A 16,358-nucleotide genomic window follows, 5' to 3' on the forward strand; every position below is an offset into this window, starting at 1 on the left:
CGGTCGTGGAGGAGACAGGGACCGTGGTTACGGTCGTGACCGTGGGGACCGGGACCGGGACCGGGGCCGTGGTCGTGACCGCGACCGCCGTGGACGCCGTCGTTTCGGTTTTTGGTGACGGTGCTTACGGCTAGGGCTGCGCACAGCAGTTCCGACTAGCGTCACCCCGAGGGGCCGACGGTGTCACCGCCGGCCCCTTGCCCTGGGGTCGGCGCCGCCTCCGTACGGAGGGCGACGCGTCCCCACCCCGGTACGACGGCTCCGTATCCCGGACCCTCGTTTCCGGATCCCGGAACGATGTCTCCGAGAGCAACGGGTCGTGTCCATGCGCGATGTGACGCCCCCGGGTGACCGGGCGGCCGACAAGGCCGATGCGGTCAGCGAGGCCGGCGGGGCCAACAGGGCCGACGAGGCCGAGTACCAGGGACCGGTGGCGGAACCGCCGGTCATTCCGCTGCGGGAGCTGATCCGCCGGTTCTGGCCGTGGGTGCGCCCCGACGCGCGCTGGCTCCCGGTGAGTGCGGCCCTGCTCGTCGTCGGCGCCTTCGGCGAGGTCGTCTCGGTCTGGCTGTTCAAGGACCTCATCGACGATGTCCTCGTCCCCCGGCACTTCGCCGACTTCTGGCCGCTCGCCGCCCTGATGCTCGGTGCGGCCGTCGCCGCCGGGCTGTTCACCTTCGCCGGCGCCTACACCAGCACCAGGACCGCCGAGCGCTACATGCTGCGGCTGCGCACCGACACCCTCGCCCACCTGCACACCCTGCCCCCCGACACGCTGGAGAGCCGCTGGCGCGGCGACCTGGTGGCGCGGCTCACCTTCGACATCGCCGAGATCGAGCAGATGGTGGCCACCGGGCTGGTCGAGGGCGCGGTGGCCGTCGTCAGCCTGCTGCTGTTCACCGGCGCCGCGTTCTACCTGAGCTGGCAGCTCACCCTGGCCGCGCTGCTGGCCGCCCCGCTGTTCGTCCTCTCCAGCAGCCTGTTCGGACGTGTCATCCGGCGCCGGGAGCGACGGGTCCAGCGCCGCGCGGGAGGGGTCACCGCGCTGCTGGAGGAATCCCTGCGCAACGCCGTGGTCACCCGGACCTGCGGCCAGGAGAGCCGCGAGGTCGAACGGGTCCACCGGGAGGGCCGGGCGCTGCTCGACGCCGAACTCGCCGCCGCCCGGGTCGCCGATCTCTACCAGCCCTTCCTCAGCGTGCTGCAGCTGCTCGCCGGTCTGGCCGTGGTGGGTGTCGGGGCCCTGCAGGTCATCCACGGACAGCTCAGCCTCGGCGGCCTGCTCGCCTTCGCCGCCTTCATGGCGCAGCTGTTCGAGCCCGTCCAGCAGCTCGCCGCCCTCATTCCGCTGGCCGGCGCGGCCTGCGCCTCGGGCGAACGCGTCCTGGAGCTGCACGAGATCCGCAGCCCGGTGCAGGAACGCCCCACGGCCCGGGACACCGGCCCGGTCCGGGGCCGGATCACCCTCCGGGGCGTCCGTGCCGCCTACCCCGGTGCCGGCGGCGCCCCGGGGCCGCCCGTCCTGGCCGACGTGGACCTCGACCTGCGCCCCGGCGAGGCCCTGGCCGTCCTGGGGCCCAGCGGCAGCGGCAAGTCGACCCTCGCCAAGCTCCTGGTCCGCTTTCTCGACCCGCAGGCCGGCACCGTCCGCCTGGACGGGCGGGACCTGCGCGACCTCACCCTCGCCTCACTGCGCCGAGCGGTCACGCTGCTGCCCCAGGAGGCCCCGCTGTTCCACGCGAGCATCGCCGACAACATCGCCTACGGCCGACCGGACGCCCCGCCCGCCGACGTCGAACGCGCCGCCCGCATCGCCGGGGCCCACGGCTTCGTCACGGCGCTCCCGGAGGGCTACCGCACGGTGATCGGCGCCGACGGATTCCAGCTCTCCGGCGGTCAGAGCCGGCGCGTCGCCATCGCCCGGGCCTTCCTGCGCGACACCCCCGTCGTGATCCTGGACGAACCCACCAGTGGCCTGGACCCGCACACCGTCGAGCAGCTCGTCCCCGCGCTGCGCCGCCTGATGGTCGGGCGCACCACCGTCCTGATCACCCACGACCCGGCCCTGCTGCCGCTGGCCGACCGGGTGCTCGACCTCGGCGCGCCGGATGCCGCCCGCGACGGCGCCGGGAGGGCGGCCCGCCCCCGTCCCGGTCCGGCCGCCGCGCTCCGGGGCCGGGAGCCGCGGGAGCGCTGAGCCCCGGAGGGCCGGGGGCATCACCCGGCCGGGGGATACTGCCGCCATGCTGTTGACGTGGATCGCCGAGCTGGCGGACGAGCCGCTGGCGCTGGAGCCGGACGACCACCCGGTGGAGTGGGAGACCAACACCTGGTGGCTGACCGCCGAGGTCGAGGACCGGCGGGCGCTGAGGGTCCCGGAGGTGGTGGCCGCCTTCGAGCGGACCGCCGCCCTGCTCCGGGACCGGGTCCGGGCGCTGGGCCACGACGGGCCGGCCACGTTCTACGTCTGGCACGACGACCAGGCCGGGCAGCTGCGCTGCTCGACCGGCTCGGTCGGCCCGGACGACCTGCCGTTCGGCGGCGCGTACGAACCGGTGGCGGACCTCGGGCCGATCGTCGCGGACTACCTCGCCGACGCGGAGCCCGGCGTCACCAGGATCACGGACGAGGACGAGGACGAGGCGGAGGGGGAGGAAGCGGCGATCCCGCCGTTCCCCGTCTGGGTCCGTGCCGTCGGGCCCGGCAAGGAACCAGGAGACCGGCCCTACACGCCGAGGTAGTGCAGGACGGCCAGGATGCGGCGGTTGTGGTCCGTGGTGCGGGGCAGGTCCAGCTTGTCGAAGACGGCGTTGAGGTTCTTCTCCACCGCGCTCAGCGAGACGTGCAGTCGCTGCGCGATGGCGGCGTTGGTCCAGCCCTCGGCGAGCGCCTCCAGGACGCTGCGCTCCCGCGGGGTGAGCCGGGCCAGCGGGTCGGTGCGGGTGGTGTGCACCACCAGCCGGCGGACCACCTCCGGGTCGATCACCGCGCCGCCCGCCGCGACCCGCACCAGGGCGTCCAGGAACTCCTCGACCTCGGCCACCCGGTCCTTCAGCAGATAGCCGACCCGCTCCGCGCCGGCGTCCAACAGCCGGGCCGCGTAACCGCGTTCGATGTGCTGGGAGAGCACCAGGACCCCGACCCGCGGCCACCGCTCGCGGATCTCCACCGCCGCCCGCAGCCCCTCGTCGGTGTGGGTCGGCGGCATCCGGATGTCCACCACCACGACGTCCGGCTGCTGCTCCGCCACCGCCGCGGTCAGCGCCGTCGCGTCGCCCACCGCGGCCAGCACCTCGTGCCCCTCCTCGGCGAGCAGGCGGACCAGGCCCTCCCGCAGCAGGGTCGAGTCCTCGGCGAGGGTCACGCGCATGGCAGCTCCGCGGTGATGACGGTCGGGCCCCCGGCGGGGCTGTGGACGTGGAGGGTACCGTCCAGCGCGGCCACCCGCCCGCGCAGGCCGGTCAGGCCGCTGCCGGCAGGGTCCGCGCCGCCCGCGCCGTCGTCCTCCACCCGCACCGTGAGCAGGCCGGCGGCCCGCTCGACCCGGGCCGAGACCGCCGAGGCGGCGGAGTGCTTGGCGGCGTTGGTGACGCACTCCGACACCACGAAGTAGGCCGCGGTCCGCACGGGTTCGGGGAGCGGGCCGGCCACCTCGTAGCGCAGCCGCAGCGGGATGGCGCACCGCTCGGCCACCCCGCCCAGCGCCTCCTCCAGCCCCAGGGTGTCCAGCGCCGACGGGTACGCCCGCCAGGCCACCTCGCGAAGCTCGGTCAGCACCTCCTGCGCCTCCCGGTGCGCCTGGCGCAGCAGCGCCTCCGTCCGCTCCGGGCCCTGGTGGCGGTCCAGGCCGCGCCGCACCCGGCCGAGCAGCATCGCCAGCGCCACCACCCGCTGCTGCACGCCGTCGTGCAGATCCCGCTCGATCCGGCGCCGCTCGGTGTCCACCGCCCGCACCACCGCGGCCCGGCTGTCCGCGAGTTCGGCGATCCGGCGGCGCAGCAGCTCGGCCTCGGACGGCCCGAAGCACTCCCGGGCGGTCCGGGCGTCCAGCGCGGCCAGCGAGAACAGGCCCTGCACGGCCAGGAAGAGCAGCACCCCGCCGAGCAGCACCTGGGTCGCCAGCTCCTCCCAGCCCAGCGAGCCGCGCAGCACCCCGCCGACCAGCAGCACGGCCAGCGCCAGCCCGAAGACCAGCAACCCCAGCACCACCCCGGCGACCAGCCCGCCACCGCTGCGCACCACCAGGTAGCGCAGCAGCCTGCGGTCGTCCGCCCGGTAGTGGCGGGGGAAGCGGTCGCCGAAGAACGCCCGGCGCCGGGCCCGCTCCAGGGCGGCCAGCCGGCGCACCCCGGACAGCAGGCCCGGCGCCGCGTACGGGCGGGTGCGCGGCCAGAGCAGGAACGGGCCGAGGACGGCGCCGGCCAGCAGCAGGTACAGCGCGGCGAGGGCGGCGCTCGGGCAGCCGAGCAGAACTCCGGCGGCGCGGCGCGGCCATGACGTGGTGTCTGCTCCATCCCCCTGCACGGGGTTCGAGCTTACGGGGCCGGTGGGGCCGATAGGGTCGGTGGGGCCGATGTGTGCGGCGCCGTCCGGGGCGGGGTGTGCGGGGCCGGCCCGGTCCGCCGTGTCGCCCGGGCCCGCGGCGCCGGCCGGGGCGGTCACCGGGTGCGGCGGTGCTGGGCGGCGCTCTCGCCGCCGCGGCTGCGGACGCGCATCACGACGTACCCGGCCACGGCCAGCACGACCACGACCAGGACCGCCTTGGAGATCAGCCCGACGTACGTCTCCACCACGTCCCAGCGGTCACCGAGCAGGAAGCCGGCCATCACCAGCACGCTGTTCCACACCAGGCTGCCGATCGTGGTCAGCATGACGAACGCGGGCAGCGGCATCCGCTCGACCCCGGCCGGTACCGAGATCAGGCTGCGGAAGATCGGCACCATCCGGCCCAGCAGCACCGCCTTCGTCCCGTGCCGGGCGAACCAGGCCTCGGTGCGCTCCAGGTCGGAGGCCTTGACCAGGGGCAGCCGGGCCCAGATCGCGTGCATCCGCTCCCGGCCGAACAGGGCGCCCAGCCAGTAGAGGACGACGGCCCCGGCGACCGAACCGAGGGTGGTCCAGGTCAGCGCGGACGCGAGGCTGATCACGCCCTGCCCGGCGGCGAAGCCCGTCAGCGGCAGGATCACCTCGCTGGGCAGCGGCGGGAAGAGGTTCTCCAGCGCGATCGCCAGGCCGGCCCCGGGGCCGCCCATGGTGTCGACCAGGTCGGCCGCCCAGCCGGCGAACCCGTCGGCGGGCTGCTGGGCGATGGCGAGGACGGTGTGCGGCATGCGGGGCTCCAAAGTGGTCGGGGGACTGCTCGTCCCCGGCTGGCTCCACGCTAGAAACCGCAGGTCAGTGGCGGTATGAGGGTTTCCGGCGAACCTCCTGCGGTTTCCCGCAGCACGCCACCCCGCGGTTTCCCGCAGGGCCGCGGATACCGGGTGGCGACGGCCGCGGTCGTCTTGTCAGGATGTCGCCATGAACGACGCCTTCACCCTGGCCTGGCGGTACACCACCGGGCTCGTCCACCCCGAGGACCTGCCGATGGCCGCCGCCGACCTGCTGGCGGCCGGAGTCGGTGCGCAGTCGGCCGCGCTGTGCGACCTGGCGGGGCGTCGGGGCCGGGGCGAGCGCTCGGCCGAGCTCGGCGGGCTGCTGTGGCAGGCGATGGCCGAGCTCGGCCTGCCGGTGCCGGACGACGACTTCGTCGGGCGCTGCCTGCTGCACCGCACGGCGGCCCGGCTGATGTCGCAGGAGATCACATCGGGGGACGCCGTCAGCGAGCTCTGGCGGGCGAGCGGCGGGGCCGCGAACGCGGCGGAACAGCGGTTCGTGGCGCTGGCCGACCAGGTCTGCTGCCCGGACTGCCTCGGCGACCGGGCGTCCGGGGCGCGGCAGGACTGGGAGCGGGAGCTGCGGGCGGCGGCCGTCGAGGTGGCGTCGGCGGCCGACCACGGGTTCACCGTCTCCTGGTACCGGGACTGACCGCCCCGCCGGGAGCCCGGGGCCGGCTCGGCGGGCCGGCCCAGCGGCCCGGCCGGCGGCTCAGCGGCCCAGTGCGGCCACGGTCTCCCGGGTCAGCTCCCGCGCCCGGGCGACCGCGGCCGTCAGTTCGGCCGCCGATCCGCCGGGCGCGGCGAGCAGGCCGCGCGCCGTCGTGCCGAAGTCCGCCGGAGTGTCCGGCAGTTGCTCCGCCACGGCCAGGGCGCCCTTCTCGTTGAGGCACCAGCGGCGGTGGTGGGCGTGGAGGGCCTGGACCAGGATGCCGACGGTGCGCGACAGACAGAGCGAGACGTGCAGGGCATCGGCGCGGGCGGCGCTCTTCGCGGCGGTGTCGAGCAGGAAGCCGGCCTCCCAGGTGGCCGCGGTGAGGGCGTCGCGCAGCGGCTCCGGATAGTCGGCGGCCTGCTCCTTGAGCCGCGTCAACTCCCCGGTGGGGTCGGCCAGCGGCAGTCCGAGGGCGACCTCGCCCGGGTAGCAGGGCGACCAGAAGCCGAGCGGGTGGCCGGCCTGCGTTCCCACCTCGAAGCGGCCCCGGCGGCAGTCCGCCCACACCCGCCCGACCCGGTCGAGGTCCCGCAGGATCCAGTCCACGGCGACACCCTCGACCCGCAGCCACGCCCCGCCGTTCACCCACGGCCCCCAGCCGCCCGGCCCGGCCACCTCGACCTCCGGCCCGGCGAGCGCCCGCAGCGCGTCGAGGTCGGGGGCGCCCCGGTAGTACACCCCGAGGTCCCAGTCCGACTCCGGCCGTTCCTCGCCCCGGGCCCGGCTCCCGCCGAGCATCACCCCCACCACGCCGGGCACACGGGCGAGTTGAGAGGCCATGTTCTCAATGACGGTGCGCATGGGGAGAGTCTGCCAGGCGCTTCGGTGCCCGCCCGGGGAATTGCGGCGCCCGCCCGGTGCGTCGTGGCGGGTCGGTGTCGCGGAGGTGTCCGGCGGTGTCCGGAGGCGTGCCCACTCCTCGCCACTCTCAACTTATAGCGCACGGGGGGCCTTGCCACAAGGCCCCGGTGCTGCCGCAGAATCACCGACTCAAGGACGCAATCCGAGGGAACGGGGAGTCACGACGTGCGAGTGGTGTTGTCGACGTACGGGTCGCGCGGGGACGTCGAGCCGATGGCCGCGCTGGCGCTGCGGCTGCGGGAACTGGGCGCCGAGGCGCGGGTGTGCGCGCCGCCGGACGAGGAGTTCGCGGCCCGGCTGGCCGAGGCCGGGGTCGAACTGGTGCCGGTAGGGCAGTCGGTGCGTTCGCTGGTCAGCGGGCCGCCCCCGGCGCCCTCGGAACTCCCCGAGCGCGCGGCCCGGTTGGTCGAGCAGTTCCACGCGGCGGTGCTCGGGGCGGCCGAGCCGGGCGGTGCGGTCGTGGCCACCGGCCTGTTCCCGGCGGTGGCCGGAGCCCAGGCGGCGGCCGAGCAGTTGGGCGCCCGCTTCACCTGCGCCGCCCTCCAGCCGACCATGCTGCCCTCCCCGCACCACCGGCCGTTCGAGTACCCGATGCTGCCGTACCCGCCGGAGGTGACCGATCCCCGGGAGCTGTGGGAGCTCAACATCGGGACGATGAACGCGCTGTTCGGCGCGGCGGTCAACACCCACCGGGCGGCCGTCGGACTGCCCGTGGCGGACAACGTCCGGGACCACGTCCTCACCGGACGGCCGTGGCTGGCCACCGACCCGCTGCTCGACCCGTGGCCGGGCCCGGGCGGGGGCGCGGCCGGCGCGGCCTGGCCCGAGGCGGTGCAGACCGGCGCGTGGATCCTGCCGGACGAACGCCCGCTGCCCGCCGACCTGTCGGCCTTCCTGGCGGCCGGCGAGCCGCCGGTGTACGTCGGCTTCGGCAGCATGCCGCTGCGCGACCCGGTGGACGCGGCCCGGGTCGCCGTCGAGGCGGTCCGGGCGCAGGGCCGGCGGGTGCTGCTCGGCCGGGGCTGGGCCCGACTGGCCGAGGTGGACGGGGCCGAGGACTGCTTCGCGGTCGGCGAGGTCAACCAGCAGGCGCTGTTCCCGGAGCTCGCGGCCGTCGTCCACCACGGCGGCGCGGGCACCACCACCACGGCCGCCCGGGCCGGCGTGCCGCAGGTGCTGGTCCCGCAGATCGTGGACCAGCCCTACTGGGCCGCGCGGGTGGCGGAGCTGGGCATCGGCGTCGCCCACGACGGCCCGACCCCGACCACCGGATCCCTCACCGCGGCCCTCCGCCACGCCCTCGCCCCCGCCACCCGTGAGCGCGCCGCCGCCGTCGCCGCCGGCATCCGCACGGACGGTGCGACGGTGGCCGCGAAGCTGCTGCTCGGCTGAGGGTGGGCGAGGAGTGGGAAGTCGGCCCGGCCGACTTCCCACTCCCGCCGTCCGCCTCAGGAGGGAGGCTCCGTCAGGTACCGGGCTCCGGCGTCCGGGAGCGTGTTGCCGTCCTTGTCGAAGAACTGCCAGGACTTCGCCCGCATCGTCCCCGGGCGGGCCACCACCATCGCGCGGACGGGGGAGTCGGCCACGGTGACGAACGCCGGCTCGGTGGTGCTGCCGTCCGCCCAGGTCACCACCACCCGGCCGACGTCCGGGCCGAGGGAGAGCAGCACCACGTCGAGCGGGGCCACCGTGTCGCCCTTGCCCCGGTGGCCGACCAGCCCGCCGCCGAAAGCGGTCCGGCTGCGCGGGTCGACCTTGCCCGGGGCCGCCTGGGTGCCCTCGGAGTCGTGGGACTGCCGCACCCCGTCCACCGTGAAGTAGACGTTGGTGACGTCGGAGTCCGGCTGCCAGTACTGCCGGACGTACTCCGGCGTCGGCTCGGGGACCGCCGGGTCGTACCGGCTGCGTTCCTCCCACACCGCCGTCGCCTGCTCGAACGCCCGCTCCTGCGGAGCCTGCGGCCACAGCGCCTCCCACAGCTGCCACTGCTTGCCGTCCGGGGTCAGGCCCTGGCCCAGCAGCACCCGGACCGGGGCGAGCGGGTTCCGAAAGGCCGGGGCGGTCCCGTCCGGCGGGATGGGGGAGCCCCACCCGGGAGTGCGCTCCGGCGTGGGGCCGGGCATCGGGGAGAGCGCGGCGCCGACGCCCGCGGCACCGATCCCGCGGGCGGGCGCCCCGCCCGGGCGCAGCTGCGTCAGCGCACCCCCGGTCAGGGCCACCACCGAGGCCAGCACCGCCGCGCCGACCACCGTACGGCGGCGGTGCCGCAGCCGGCGGCCGCCCGCCACGATGTCCGCCACCGGCGCCGGGCCGATCCTCGCGCCGGCCGCCGCCTCGGCGAGGCCGAACCCGACCCACAGGTCCTCGCCGTCGTTCGCGCCCGTACCCACCCCGTCCGGCTCCCGGTTCATGCCGCTCCTCCGATCCGTGTCGTGTCCTTGAGTTCCACCAGCGCCGAGACCTGCCGCAGCCGTGCGATGCCCTTCGCCGCGTGGCTGCGCACCGCACCCACCGAGCAGCCCATGGCCGCCGCCGTCTGGCTGTCGCTCAGGTCCTCCCAGTGCCGCAGCACCACCGCCTCGCGCTGGCGCGGCGGCAGGGTGGCCAGCGCGGCCAGCAGGGCCCCGCGCTGGTCGGAGCGGGCGAAGCCGTCCTCCGCCCCCGCCGTGTCCGGCACCGCGTCCACCAGCAGCTCCGGCGCCCGGCGGCGCCAGCGCCGGGCGTGCTGGTTGACCAGGATCCGCCGCACGTAGGCGTACGGATCGTCGGCCCGGCGCACCTTCGACCAGGCCGCGCAGGCCTTCTCGGCGGCGGACTGCACCAGGTCCTCGGCCGCGTACTGCTCGCCGGCCAGCAGGTACGCCGTCCGTACCAGGCGCGGCCAGGCCGCGACGATGAACGCCTGGAACCCGTCGTCCCGATCGCTCTTCGCTTCTCCCATGAGCACCTCCGATCACCTCCTTCACCCGTCCAGAGCCCCGGGGAGGCCGGAAGCGCTTACCGGGTGGGTGCGGCGGCTTCAAACTGCTTGGGGGAACGGCGGCAAGGGCACTACTATCCGCCGGATGATCATTTCTCATGACGTAGCAGGCAGTGGGCCCGCCGTGGTGCTGCTGCACTCCTCGGTGTGCGACCGGCGGATGTGGGACGCGCAGTGGCAGCCGCTGATCGACGCCGGATACCGGGTGGTCCGCTGCGACTTCCGCGGCTTCGGCGACACGCCGCTCGCGGACGGCCCGTACAGCGACACCGGGGACGTCCTGGCCCTGCTCGACCACCTGGGCATCGGGACCGCCGCCCTGGTCGGCGCCTCCCACGGCGGCCGGATCGCCCTGACGGCGGCCGCACTGCGCCCCGAGGCGGTCACCAGGCTGGCCCTGCTCGGCGCGGGCATCCCCGGGCACCGGCCCAGCGATACCCTGCGCGCCTTCGGCGGCCGGGAGGACGAGCTGATCGAGGCCGGGGAGATCGACGCGGCCGTCGAGCTGAACGTCGAGTCCTGGCTCGGCCCGGAGGCCGACGAGCAGACGCGCGCGCACGTCCGCCGGATGCAGCGCCACGCCTTCGACGTCCAGATGGAGGCGAAGTTCGGCTCCGACCGCGAGGACGTCGACCTCGGCCGGATCACCGCCCCCACCCTGGCCTTGGCCGGCGCCCACGACTTCCAGGACTTCCGCGACATCGCCGCCACCCTCCCCACCCTGCTCCCCGACGCCCGCCACCAGGAACTCCCCTGGGCCGGCCACCTCCCCAGCCTGGAACGCCCGGCCGAAACCACCGCCCTCCTCCTCGCCTTCCTCGGCGAGTCCGCCCCGGCCGCGCAGTAGCGCTCACGGGCACCGGACGCGCCGCGGCGTGCGGGCCACTGCTCAGCCGCCGGTGGCGGTCCGCTCCGGCGGCAACGCGGAAAGCCGGGACTCGAACGCGTGTCGGGAGCCATGATGGCGAGGTGCACTTCACCTCGGAATCCAGCGCGGACGGTGTGACGCAGCGCCGCTTCACCCTCGACGGCGTGCCCGCGGTGCTCTGGCAGCCGGACGGACCGCCCCTCGGCGGGCGGCCGTTGGTACTGCTGGGGCACGGCGGCGGGCAGCACAAGCTGGTGCCGGGGCTGGTGGACCGGGCCCGCCGGTGCGTGCGGGAGCTCGGGTGCGCGGCGGTGGCGCTGGACGCGCCGGGGCACGGGGAGCGGCCCCGCAGCGCGCAGGACGAGCGGTTCGCCACCGAGATCGGGGAGTTGATCGCCGCGGGGCGGCCGATCAGCGCGTGGGTGGCGCGGCACACGGCGGCGCTCGCGGAGCGGGCGGTGCCGGAGTGGGTGGCGGTGCTGGACGCGCTGGGCGGGTTGGCGGAGGGCCTCGGGCCGGTGGGGTACTGGGGGCTGTCGCTGGGGAGCGTGATCGGCATCCCGCTGACGGCGGCCGAACCGCGGGTCGCCGTCGCGGTGTTCGGGCTGACGGGGCACGCGTCGCAGACGGAGGCGGCGGAGCGGGTCGGGGTGCCGGTGGAGTTCCTCCTCCAGTGGGGACGATGAGCTGGTCCTGCGTGAGGGGGCGCTGGCCCTGTTCGGTGCGCTGGGTTCGCGGGAGAAGACGCTGCACGCCAACCCCGGGGGCCATTTGGAGATGCCGGAGCTCCAACTGCTCTCCTCCGAACGGTTCCTGGCGCGGCATCTGGGTCGGGTGGAGTGAGCGCGGACCCCGGCGGCGCCGATGCCAGGTCGCCGCCGACGATGGTGGCGTGTACGCGGATGCGGGCGACGAGCAGCTGTACGCCTTCGACCCCGCGACGAGCGGGCTGCGCTGGCAGGACCAGTCGGAGCCGCTCGACGGCGGCAGCGGGGGCGGCAACCCGATCTCGCCGGCCGCCGCCGGTGGGACCGCCCACCGCGCCGGCCGCGCCGACGTCCTCGCGCTCGGTTCCCTGCCGCCACTGGCGTCGTCCTGACCCGGCCGGGGACCGTCCGGGCCCGTCCGGGGGGATTCACCCGCGTGGGCTCAGGGCCCGTTCGAGCCGTCCGGATCCATGGCCGCGAGCCGGGCGATCTGCCGGTGGCTCAGCTCGACCGTGCGGTTCATGTGCCGTAGCAGGAAGTCGAGTTCGACCTCGGTGTCCTCGGCGAAGGCGGCCACCCAGTCGGTGGACAGCTCGCGCCACACCGCCCCGTAGTGCTCCAGCGCCTCGGGGCGGACCGCGACCAGTACCCGCCGCCGGTCCGCCTCGTCGCGCTGCCGGGTGACCAGCCCGGCCTTCTCCAGCCGGTCGACCAGCCGGGTGGCCGAGCCGCTGGTGAGCCCGGTGAGCTCGGCGATCCGGCCGGTGGTGACCGGCCCGTCCTCCAGGGTGAGCAGGTTGAGGCACTGGACGTCGGTCGGGTGCATGCCCAGATGGTCGGCGACGGCCTGGTTGAACAGCACGTACGAGGCCAGGTAGCGGCGCGAGACCGGCCACAGTCGGGCCATCAGCTCGTCGCGGGACATCGTCATGGGGGAAGGGTAACCGGCCGCCCGATAATTGTTTGCGTCGCGCAGAGATGGCGCCCTATGTTGTCTGCATGACGCAGATAATCGAGCCTTCGCCTCCCGTCGCCGCCACGCCTCCCGTCGCCGTCACCGGAGCCACCGGAGCCCAGGGCGGCGCCACCGCCCGCGCCCTGCTGCGCGCCGGCCGCCCCGTCCGCGCCCTCACCCGCGAGCCCGGCTCGCCCGCCGCCGCCGAACTCGCCGCCCTCGGCGCCGACGTGGTCCGCGCCGACTTCGACGACCCGGCCTCCCTCGCCGCCGCACTCGACGGCGCCGGCGCGCTGTTCGCGATGTCCACCCCGTTCGGCACCGACCCCGACGCCGAAGTCCGCCAGGCCACCGCCCTGCTGGACGCCGCCCGGGCCGTTGGAAGCGTCCGGCACGTCGTCTACACCTCCGCGACCAACGCCGACCGCTCCACCGGCATCCCGCACTTCGACAGCAAGTACCGGGTCGAGCAGCACCTGGCCGGCCTCGGCCTGCCGTGGACCGTCCTCGGCCCGGCCGCCTTCATGGACAACTACGCCAACGACTGGACCCTGCAGTCCCTCCGCGACGGCGTCTTCCACCTCCCCATGCCGCCCGGCGTCCCGCTCCCCGTGATCGCCGCCGACACCATCGGCGCCTTCGCCGCCCACGTCCTCGCCCGGCCCGCCGCCTACGCGGGCCGCCGCATCGACATCGCCTCCCAGTGGCGCACCGGCGAGCAGATCGCCGCCGCGATCACTGCGGCGAGCGGCCGGCCGATCCGCTGCGTGGAGGTGCCGCTCTCGGTCGTGGCGGGGTACTCCGAGGACCTCGCCACGATGTTCCGCTACTTCCAGGAGCCCGGCCTCACCATCGACACCGGCGCCCTGCACGCCGAGCACCCCGAGATCGACTGGCAGCCGCTGGAGACGTGGGCGGCGGCCCGCACCTGGGACCTCTGAGGGGAATCAGGTGCCGGAGGTGAGGTGCGCGACCGCCCCGAGCCCGGCCTCGGCGGCATCGCGGACCTCGGGATCGGCAAGAGCACGTCGGAGGGCCTCGCCGGTCTCCGGGCTGCCGGGCCACTGCCAGGCGAGCATGGTCAGCGCCCGGCCGCGCACCTCCGGACTGGGATCGTCGGCCGCCCTGCGCCGGATGACGTCCTCCGCGGATCCGGGGATGAGCACCGCGTAGCAACTGAGTGCCGTGCCGCGAACCGTGTGAGCGGGATCCTTTTCGATGCGATCCAGGAGCAGGAGAGCCGTCTCGTTCCGTGAGCCCCGGTATTCGGACAGCGCTTCCAGTGCCGATCCCCGCGCCCGTCCAGGTTCTGCATCGACGGCCGCGCGGGTGAGCGACGAAACGATCCCGGGGTCGTCGGGGTCCTCGGCGGCGAGGTTCGACAGAGCGCGAACGCGAACGACGGCGTCAGGATCGTGACCCGCACGCTCGCGCAGCAGCATCAGGACGGCCGGGGTCTTGGCCCATCGGGTCGCCAGTTCGTGAACCGCCGCGTAGCGGATGCGGCTGTCCGAGTCATTGACGGCACGGTCGAGCAACGTGGCGAGGACCTCGGGGTGCGAGGGCCACACCCGCGCGAGACGCTGGAGGGCGGTGGCACGGAGGACCACCGACTCGTGTGCGACGGCGTTCAGCATCGGGGTGTGGTCGTCGGGGTCGGCCGACAGGCGCGTCAACAGCGTATTGAGCGCCTGGACGACTTCCGTTGTCCGGTCGTCGTCGGCATCGGGCCCGACGACGGTCGGAAGGGGGACCCGCGGATGATCGGGCCAGCGCTCCGCCAGTTCGGCCCGCGCGGCGGCGCCCGCCCGGTCGTGGCCGGATCGGACGGCGAGGTCGCACAAGGCGGCCACGATCCCCGGATGGGCGCTCCAGCGCCGGGCCAGGCCGGCCACGGCGAACTCCCTGGTGGCCGGAGACCCGAACGTGGCGAGGGCCCGCGTGGTCCGGAAGTCGGTGTGGAGGGTCGTGGCCGCGATCGTCGCCGTACCGGCTCCGGCGAGGAACTGTCCTCGGAGATGGAACCACCGGAGGTAGTGATCGCGCCCGGTCCAACCTGGCACGGAACACAGCGCGGAGAGCGCGGTCATCAGCTGATCGCTGTGGAGGACGGCGTAGTCGTAGTACGTGACGAAGGCGCTGATGAGACGGTCGACGGCCCGGTCGCTCTGCGCGTGCAGCAGTCCGATCTTCCGAACCTCGGCCAGGGACCGGAAGGCCAGGACCAGTGACGGCTCGTCCCCCCGGTCCAGCAGTCGGTCGACCACCCTCCCCGCATCCGTCTCGCTCAACTGGTTGACCACCAGCAGCAGCACCTCGTGCCACGCCGGGTCGTCCGTCCTCCGCTCGAAGACCTGCTCGATCAGCTCCTCCGGCGACCACTCCCGTCCCACCGTGTAGCGGTGGACGATGTCCGCCGCCGCGAGGTACTCCAGGAACGCCCGGTGGACGAATCCGTAGACCTCGCCGCCGTACCGGGCCAGGATGAAGTTGCGCTCCCGCAGCTGGTCGCGCAGCGCGCGGGCGGCGGCGAGGCACTGGTGGGGCGGCAGGCCGAACTGGGTGAAGTAGCCGTGGAACACCTCCTCCAGCTCCTCCGCGTGGATGTGGTTCCCGGCGATGCCACCCGTTCCCTCCTGCATGCGGCGGGCGAGCAGCCGGAGCAGTTCCAGGCGTTCGCGGTCGTCGAGGAGGCCGAGGGCCTCGGCGGCGCCGGGCTTCAGAGGGATGCTGAGGTGCTTGGTGTCGCGGTCCCAGTGGGCGACCAGGACCCGTACCGCGTGCTCGTAGACGCCCTGGCGGTCGCGGGGCAGGGTCTGACGCCGGCCGATGATGGTCAGGATGGTCAACAGCAAGGGGTTGCCCGCGAGTTCCCGGATGGGGCGGGACGCCTCGACGGTGCTGGTGATGCGGTCGAACAGCCGACCGGCCAGCTCGGCGTCCGCCGGGCAGGCGATGGCGTACCAGCGGCGGGCGAAGTCGGCGGTCCGCTCCGGATCGAGGTCCTGGAGCATGAAGTGGGTGAACCCGGCGCCGCCGAGGGCGCTGCGCTGGTAACCGATGACGCGCGAGGTGACAACCACGCGCGCCCGGTCGTAGCGGGCGGCGAAGGCGGCGATGCGCTCGGCGGCGGCGGCGCGCACACCCGGGTCGAAGAGCTCGTCCAGGCCGTCGAAGACGACCACGACCCGCCCCTTGGTGAGGAGTTGGCGCAGCTCGGGGCCGGGGAGGGACATTCCGGCGACGGTGTGGCGGTGGTCGAGGAAATCCTCGAAGGTGCGCTCGCGCCACTGCCCCTCGGCGTACTGGCGCAGCTCGACCACCAGTGGCACCAGGCCGCCCAGCGGGGCGAGCGGACCGTCGACGTCCTGCACCAGCGTGAGGGCCAAGTACCGGGCGAGCGTGGACTTCCCTGCCCCTGGGTCGCCGAGCAGGACCACCCGTTCGCCGCGCGGCCCGGCGAGGACGGAGAGCACGTCCTCCGTCGGCCGGTTCAGGTACTCGGTGCGCAGCCGTTCGAGGGCGGACTGCCCGAGGTCGCCCGGCAGTTCCTCCGCCGTGAACTCGCCACTCGTGAGGAGGCGTTGGACCAGCTCGCGCGGCAGCTCCACCGGCGGCGGATCCTCCCGCACCTGCGGCGTGACGAACACCTCCCGCAGCTCGACCGCCGGGTGCTCGCCCTGCTCGGAGAGCGGGGTGAGCACCTCCAGGTCGAGCCGCCCGTACGTCTCCCGTACCCGCCGGGCGTACGCGGCGCGGGCGGCGGCCACGGATCCGGCGGTGACCTCGGGCTCAACGGCCTTGGTCAGGTTGACCGTTCCGGCCTGGATCACGTCACCGTTGACCGTTCCGGTGACCTCATTGGCCACCGAAATCTCTGGATCGCTGCCCACCCCG

At 74.7% G+C, this 16,358-nt stretch carries 16 protein-coding genes; 8 read left to right on the forward strand and 8 right to left on the reverse strand.

Annotated elements, in window-relative coordinates:
* Positions 1–325 precede the first annotated feature (325 nt).
* A complete protein-coding gene (locus tag ACFWJ4_RS00065) occupies positions 326–2,197 on the forward strand; it encodes an ABC transporter ATP-binding protein (RefSeq protein WP_380538070.1) in 1,872 nt (623 codons plus the stop codon).
* Between the two features lie 46 nt (positions 2,198–2,243).
* Positions 2,244–2,741 (forward strand): hypothetical protein, encoded by a 498-nt coding sequence (locus ACFWJ4_RS00070; RefSeq protein ID WP_380537759.1) that lies wholly within the window; start codon positions 2,244–2,246, stop codon positions 2,739–2,741.
* Here the strand turns inward: ACFWJ4_RS00070 and ACFWJ4_RS00075 are convergent.
* The 3 genes from ACFWJ4_RS00075 to ACFWJ4_RS00085 form a co-directional block, all read right to left on the reverse strand.
* Entirely contained in the window at positions 2,726–3,370 is a 645-nt protein-coding gene (locus tag ACFWJ4_RS00075) for a response regulator (RefSeq protein ID WP_380537760.1), read from the reverse strand. The two genes, ACFWJ4_RS00070 and ACFWJ4_RS00075, sit on opposite strands and share 16 nt — an antisense overlap.
* Positions 3,361–4,524 carry a sensor histidine kinase gene (locus tag ACFWJ4_RS00080; protein WP_380537761.1) on the reverse strand — a complete coding sequence of 388 codons (1,164 nt, stop codon included), beginning with the start codon at positions 4,522–4,524 and terminating at the stop codon, positions 3,361–3,363. The genes ACFWJ4_RS00075 and ACFWJ4_RS00080 overlap by 10 nt, the downstream gene beginning before the upstream one ends.
* Positions 4,525–4,658: 134 nt before the next feature.
* The gene (locus ACFWJ4_RS00085; RefSeq protein ID WP_380537763.1) at positions 4,659–5,330 is read right to left on the reverse strand and encodes a DedA family protein; all 672 of its coding nucleotides are present in this window, start codon (positions 5,328–5,330) and stop codon (positions 4,659–4,661) included.
* 190 nt (positions 5,331–5,520) lie between these two features.
* Here ACFWJ4_RS00085 and ACFWJ4_RS00090 point away from each other — a divergent pair, with 190 nt between their 5' ends.
* The gene (locus tag ACFWJ4_RS00090; RefSeq protein WP_380537764.1) at positions 5,521–6,027 is read left to right on the forward strand and encodes a hypothetical protein; all 507 of its coding nucleotides are present in this window, start codon (positions 5,521–5,523) and stop codon (positions 6,025–6,027) included.
* A gap of 60 nt (positions 6,028–6,087) precedes the next feature.
* On the opposite strand, the gene ACFWJ4_RS00095 is transcribed toward ACFWJ4_RS00090, so the two are convergent.
* The gene (locus tag ACFWJ4_RS00095) at positions 6,088–6,891 is read right to left on the reverse strand and encodes a nucleotidyltransferase family protein (protein ID WP_380537766.1); all 804 of its coding nucleotides are present in this window, start codon (positions 6,889–6,891) and stop codon (positions 6,088–6,090) included.
* Between the two features lie 225 nt (positions 6,892–7,116).
* Between ACFWJ4_RS00095 and ACFWJ4_RS00100 the strand changes: the two genes are divergently transcribed.
* Positions 7,117–8,343, forward strand: a complete 1,227-nt coding sequence (locus ACFWJ4_RS00100) for a glycosyltransferase (RefSeq protein ID WP_380537767.1) — start codon at positions 7,117–7,119, stop codon at positions 8,341–8,343.
* Between the two features lie 56 nt (positions 8,344–8,399).
* Here ACFWJ4_RS00100 and ACFWJ4_RS00105 read toward each other — a convergent pair whose 3' ends face one another.
* Both ACFWJ4_RS00105 and ACFWJ4_RS00110 read right to left on the reverse strand, forming a co-directional pair.
* On the reverse strand, positions 8,400–9,362 hold the full coding sequence (locus tag ACFWJ4_RS00105) for a hypothetical protein (protein WP_380537769.1): 963 nt from the start codon (positions 9,360–9,362) through the stop codon (positions 8,400–8,402).
* A complete protein-coding gene (locus ACFWJ4_RS00110; RefSeq protein ID WP_380538072.1) occupies positions 9,359–9,892 on the reverse strand; it encodes a SigE family RNA polymerase sigma factor in 534 nt (177 codons plus the stop codon). The genes ACFWJ4_RS00105 and ACFWJ4_RS00110 overlap by 4 nt, the downstream gene beginning before the upstream one ends.
* Before the next feature lie 124 nt (positions 9,893–10,016).
* On the opposite strand from ACFWJ4_RS00110, the gene ACFWJ4_RS00115 reads away from it, so the two are divergent.
* From ACFWJ4_RS00115 to ACFWJ4_RS00125, 3 genes are all read left to right on the forward strand, one after another.
* Positions 10,017–10,778 (forward strand): alpha/beta fold hydrolase, encoded by a 762-nt coding sequence (locus ACFWJ4_RS00115; RefSeq protein ID WP_380537770.1) that lies wholly within the window; start codon positions 10,017–10,019, stop codon positions 10,776–10,778.
* A 122-nt stretch (positions 10,779–10,900) separates the two neighbouring features.
* Complete coding sequence (locus ACFWJ4_RS00120; protein ID WP_380537772.1) at positions 10,901–11,485, forward strand: alpha/beta hydrolase; 585 nt, start codon at positions 10,901–10,903, stop codon at positions 11,483–11,485.
* A gap of 206 nt (positions 11,486–11,691) precedes the next feature.
* Entirely contained in the window at positions 11,692–11,898 is a 207-nt protein-coding gene (locus ACFWJ4_RS00125; RefSeq protein ID WP_380537774.1) for a hypothetical protein, read from the forward strand.
* Between the two features lie 50 nt (positions 11,899–11,948).
* On the opposite strand, the gene ACFWJ4_RS00130 is transcribed toward ACFWJ4_RS00125, so the two are convergent.
* A complete protein-coding gene (locus tag ACFWJ4_RS00130; protein WP_380538073.1) occupies positions 11,949–12,431 on the reverse strand; it encodes a MarR family winged helix-turn-helix transcriptional regulator in 483 nt (160 codons plus the stop codon).
* A gap of 74 nt (positions 12,432–12,505) precedes the next feature.
* On the opposite strand from ACFWJ4_RS00130, the gene ACFWJ4_RS00135 reads away from it, so the two are divergent.
* Complete coding sequence (locus ACFWJ4_RS00135; protein WP_380537776.1) at positions 12,506–13,402, forward strand: NmrA/HSCARG family protein; 897 nt, start codon at positions 12,506–12,508, stop codon at positions 13,400–13,402.
* A gap of 6 nt (positions 13,403–13,408) precedes the next feature.
* Here the strand turns inward: ACFWJ4_RS00135 and ACFWJ4_RS00140 are convergent, their stop codons facing one another.
* Positions 13,409–16,354: an NACHT domain-containing protein gene (locus ACFWJ4_RS00140; protein ID WP_380537777.1), complete on the reverse strand. Its 2,946-nt coding sequence runs from the start codon at positions 16,352–16,354 to the stop codon at positions 13,409–13,411.
* Positions 16,355–16,358 lie beyond the last annotated feature (4 nt).

This window comes from Kitasatospora sp. NPDC127067 (genome assembly GCF_042724755.1).
GTDB lineage: Bacteria > Actinomycetota > Actinomycetes > Streptomycetales > Streptomycetaceae > Kitasatospora > Kitasatospora lactacystinica.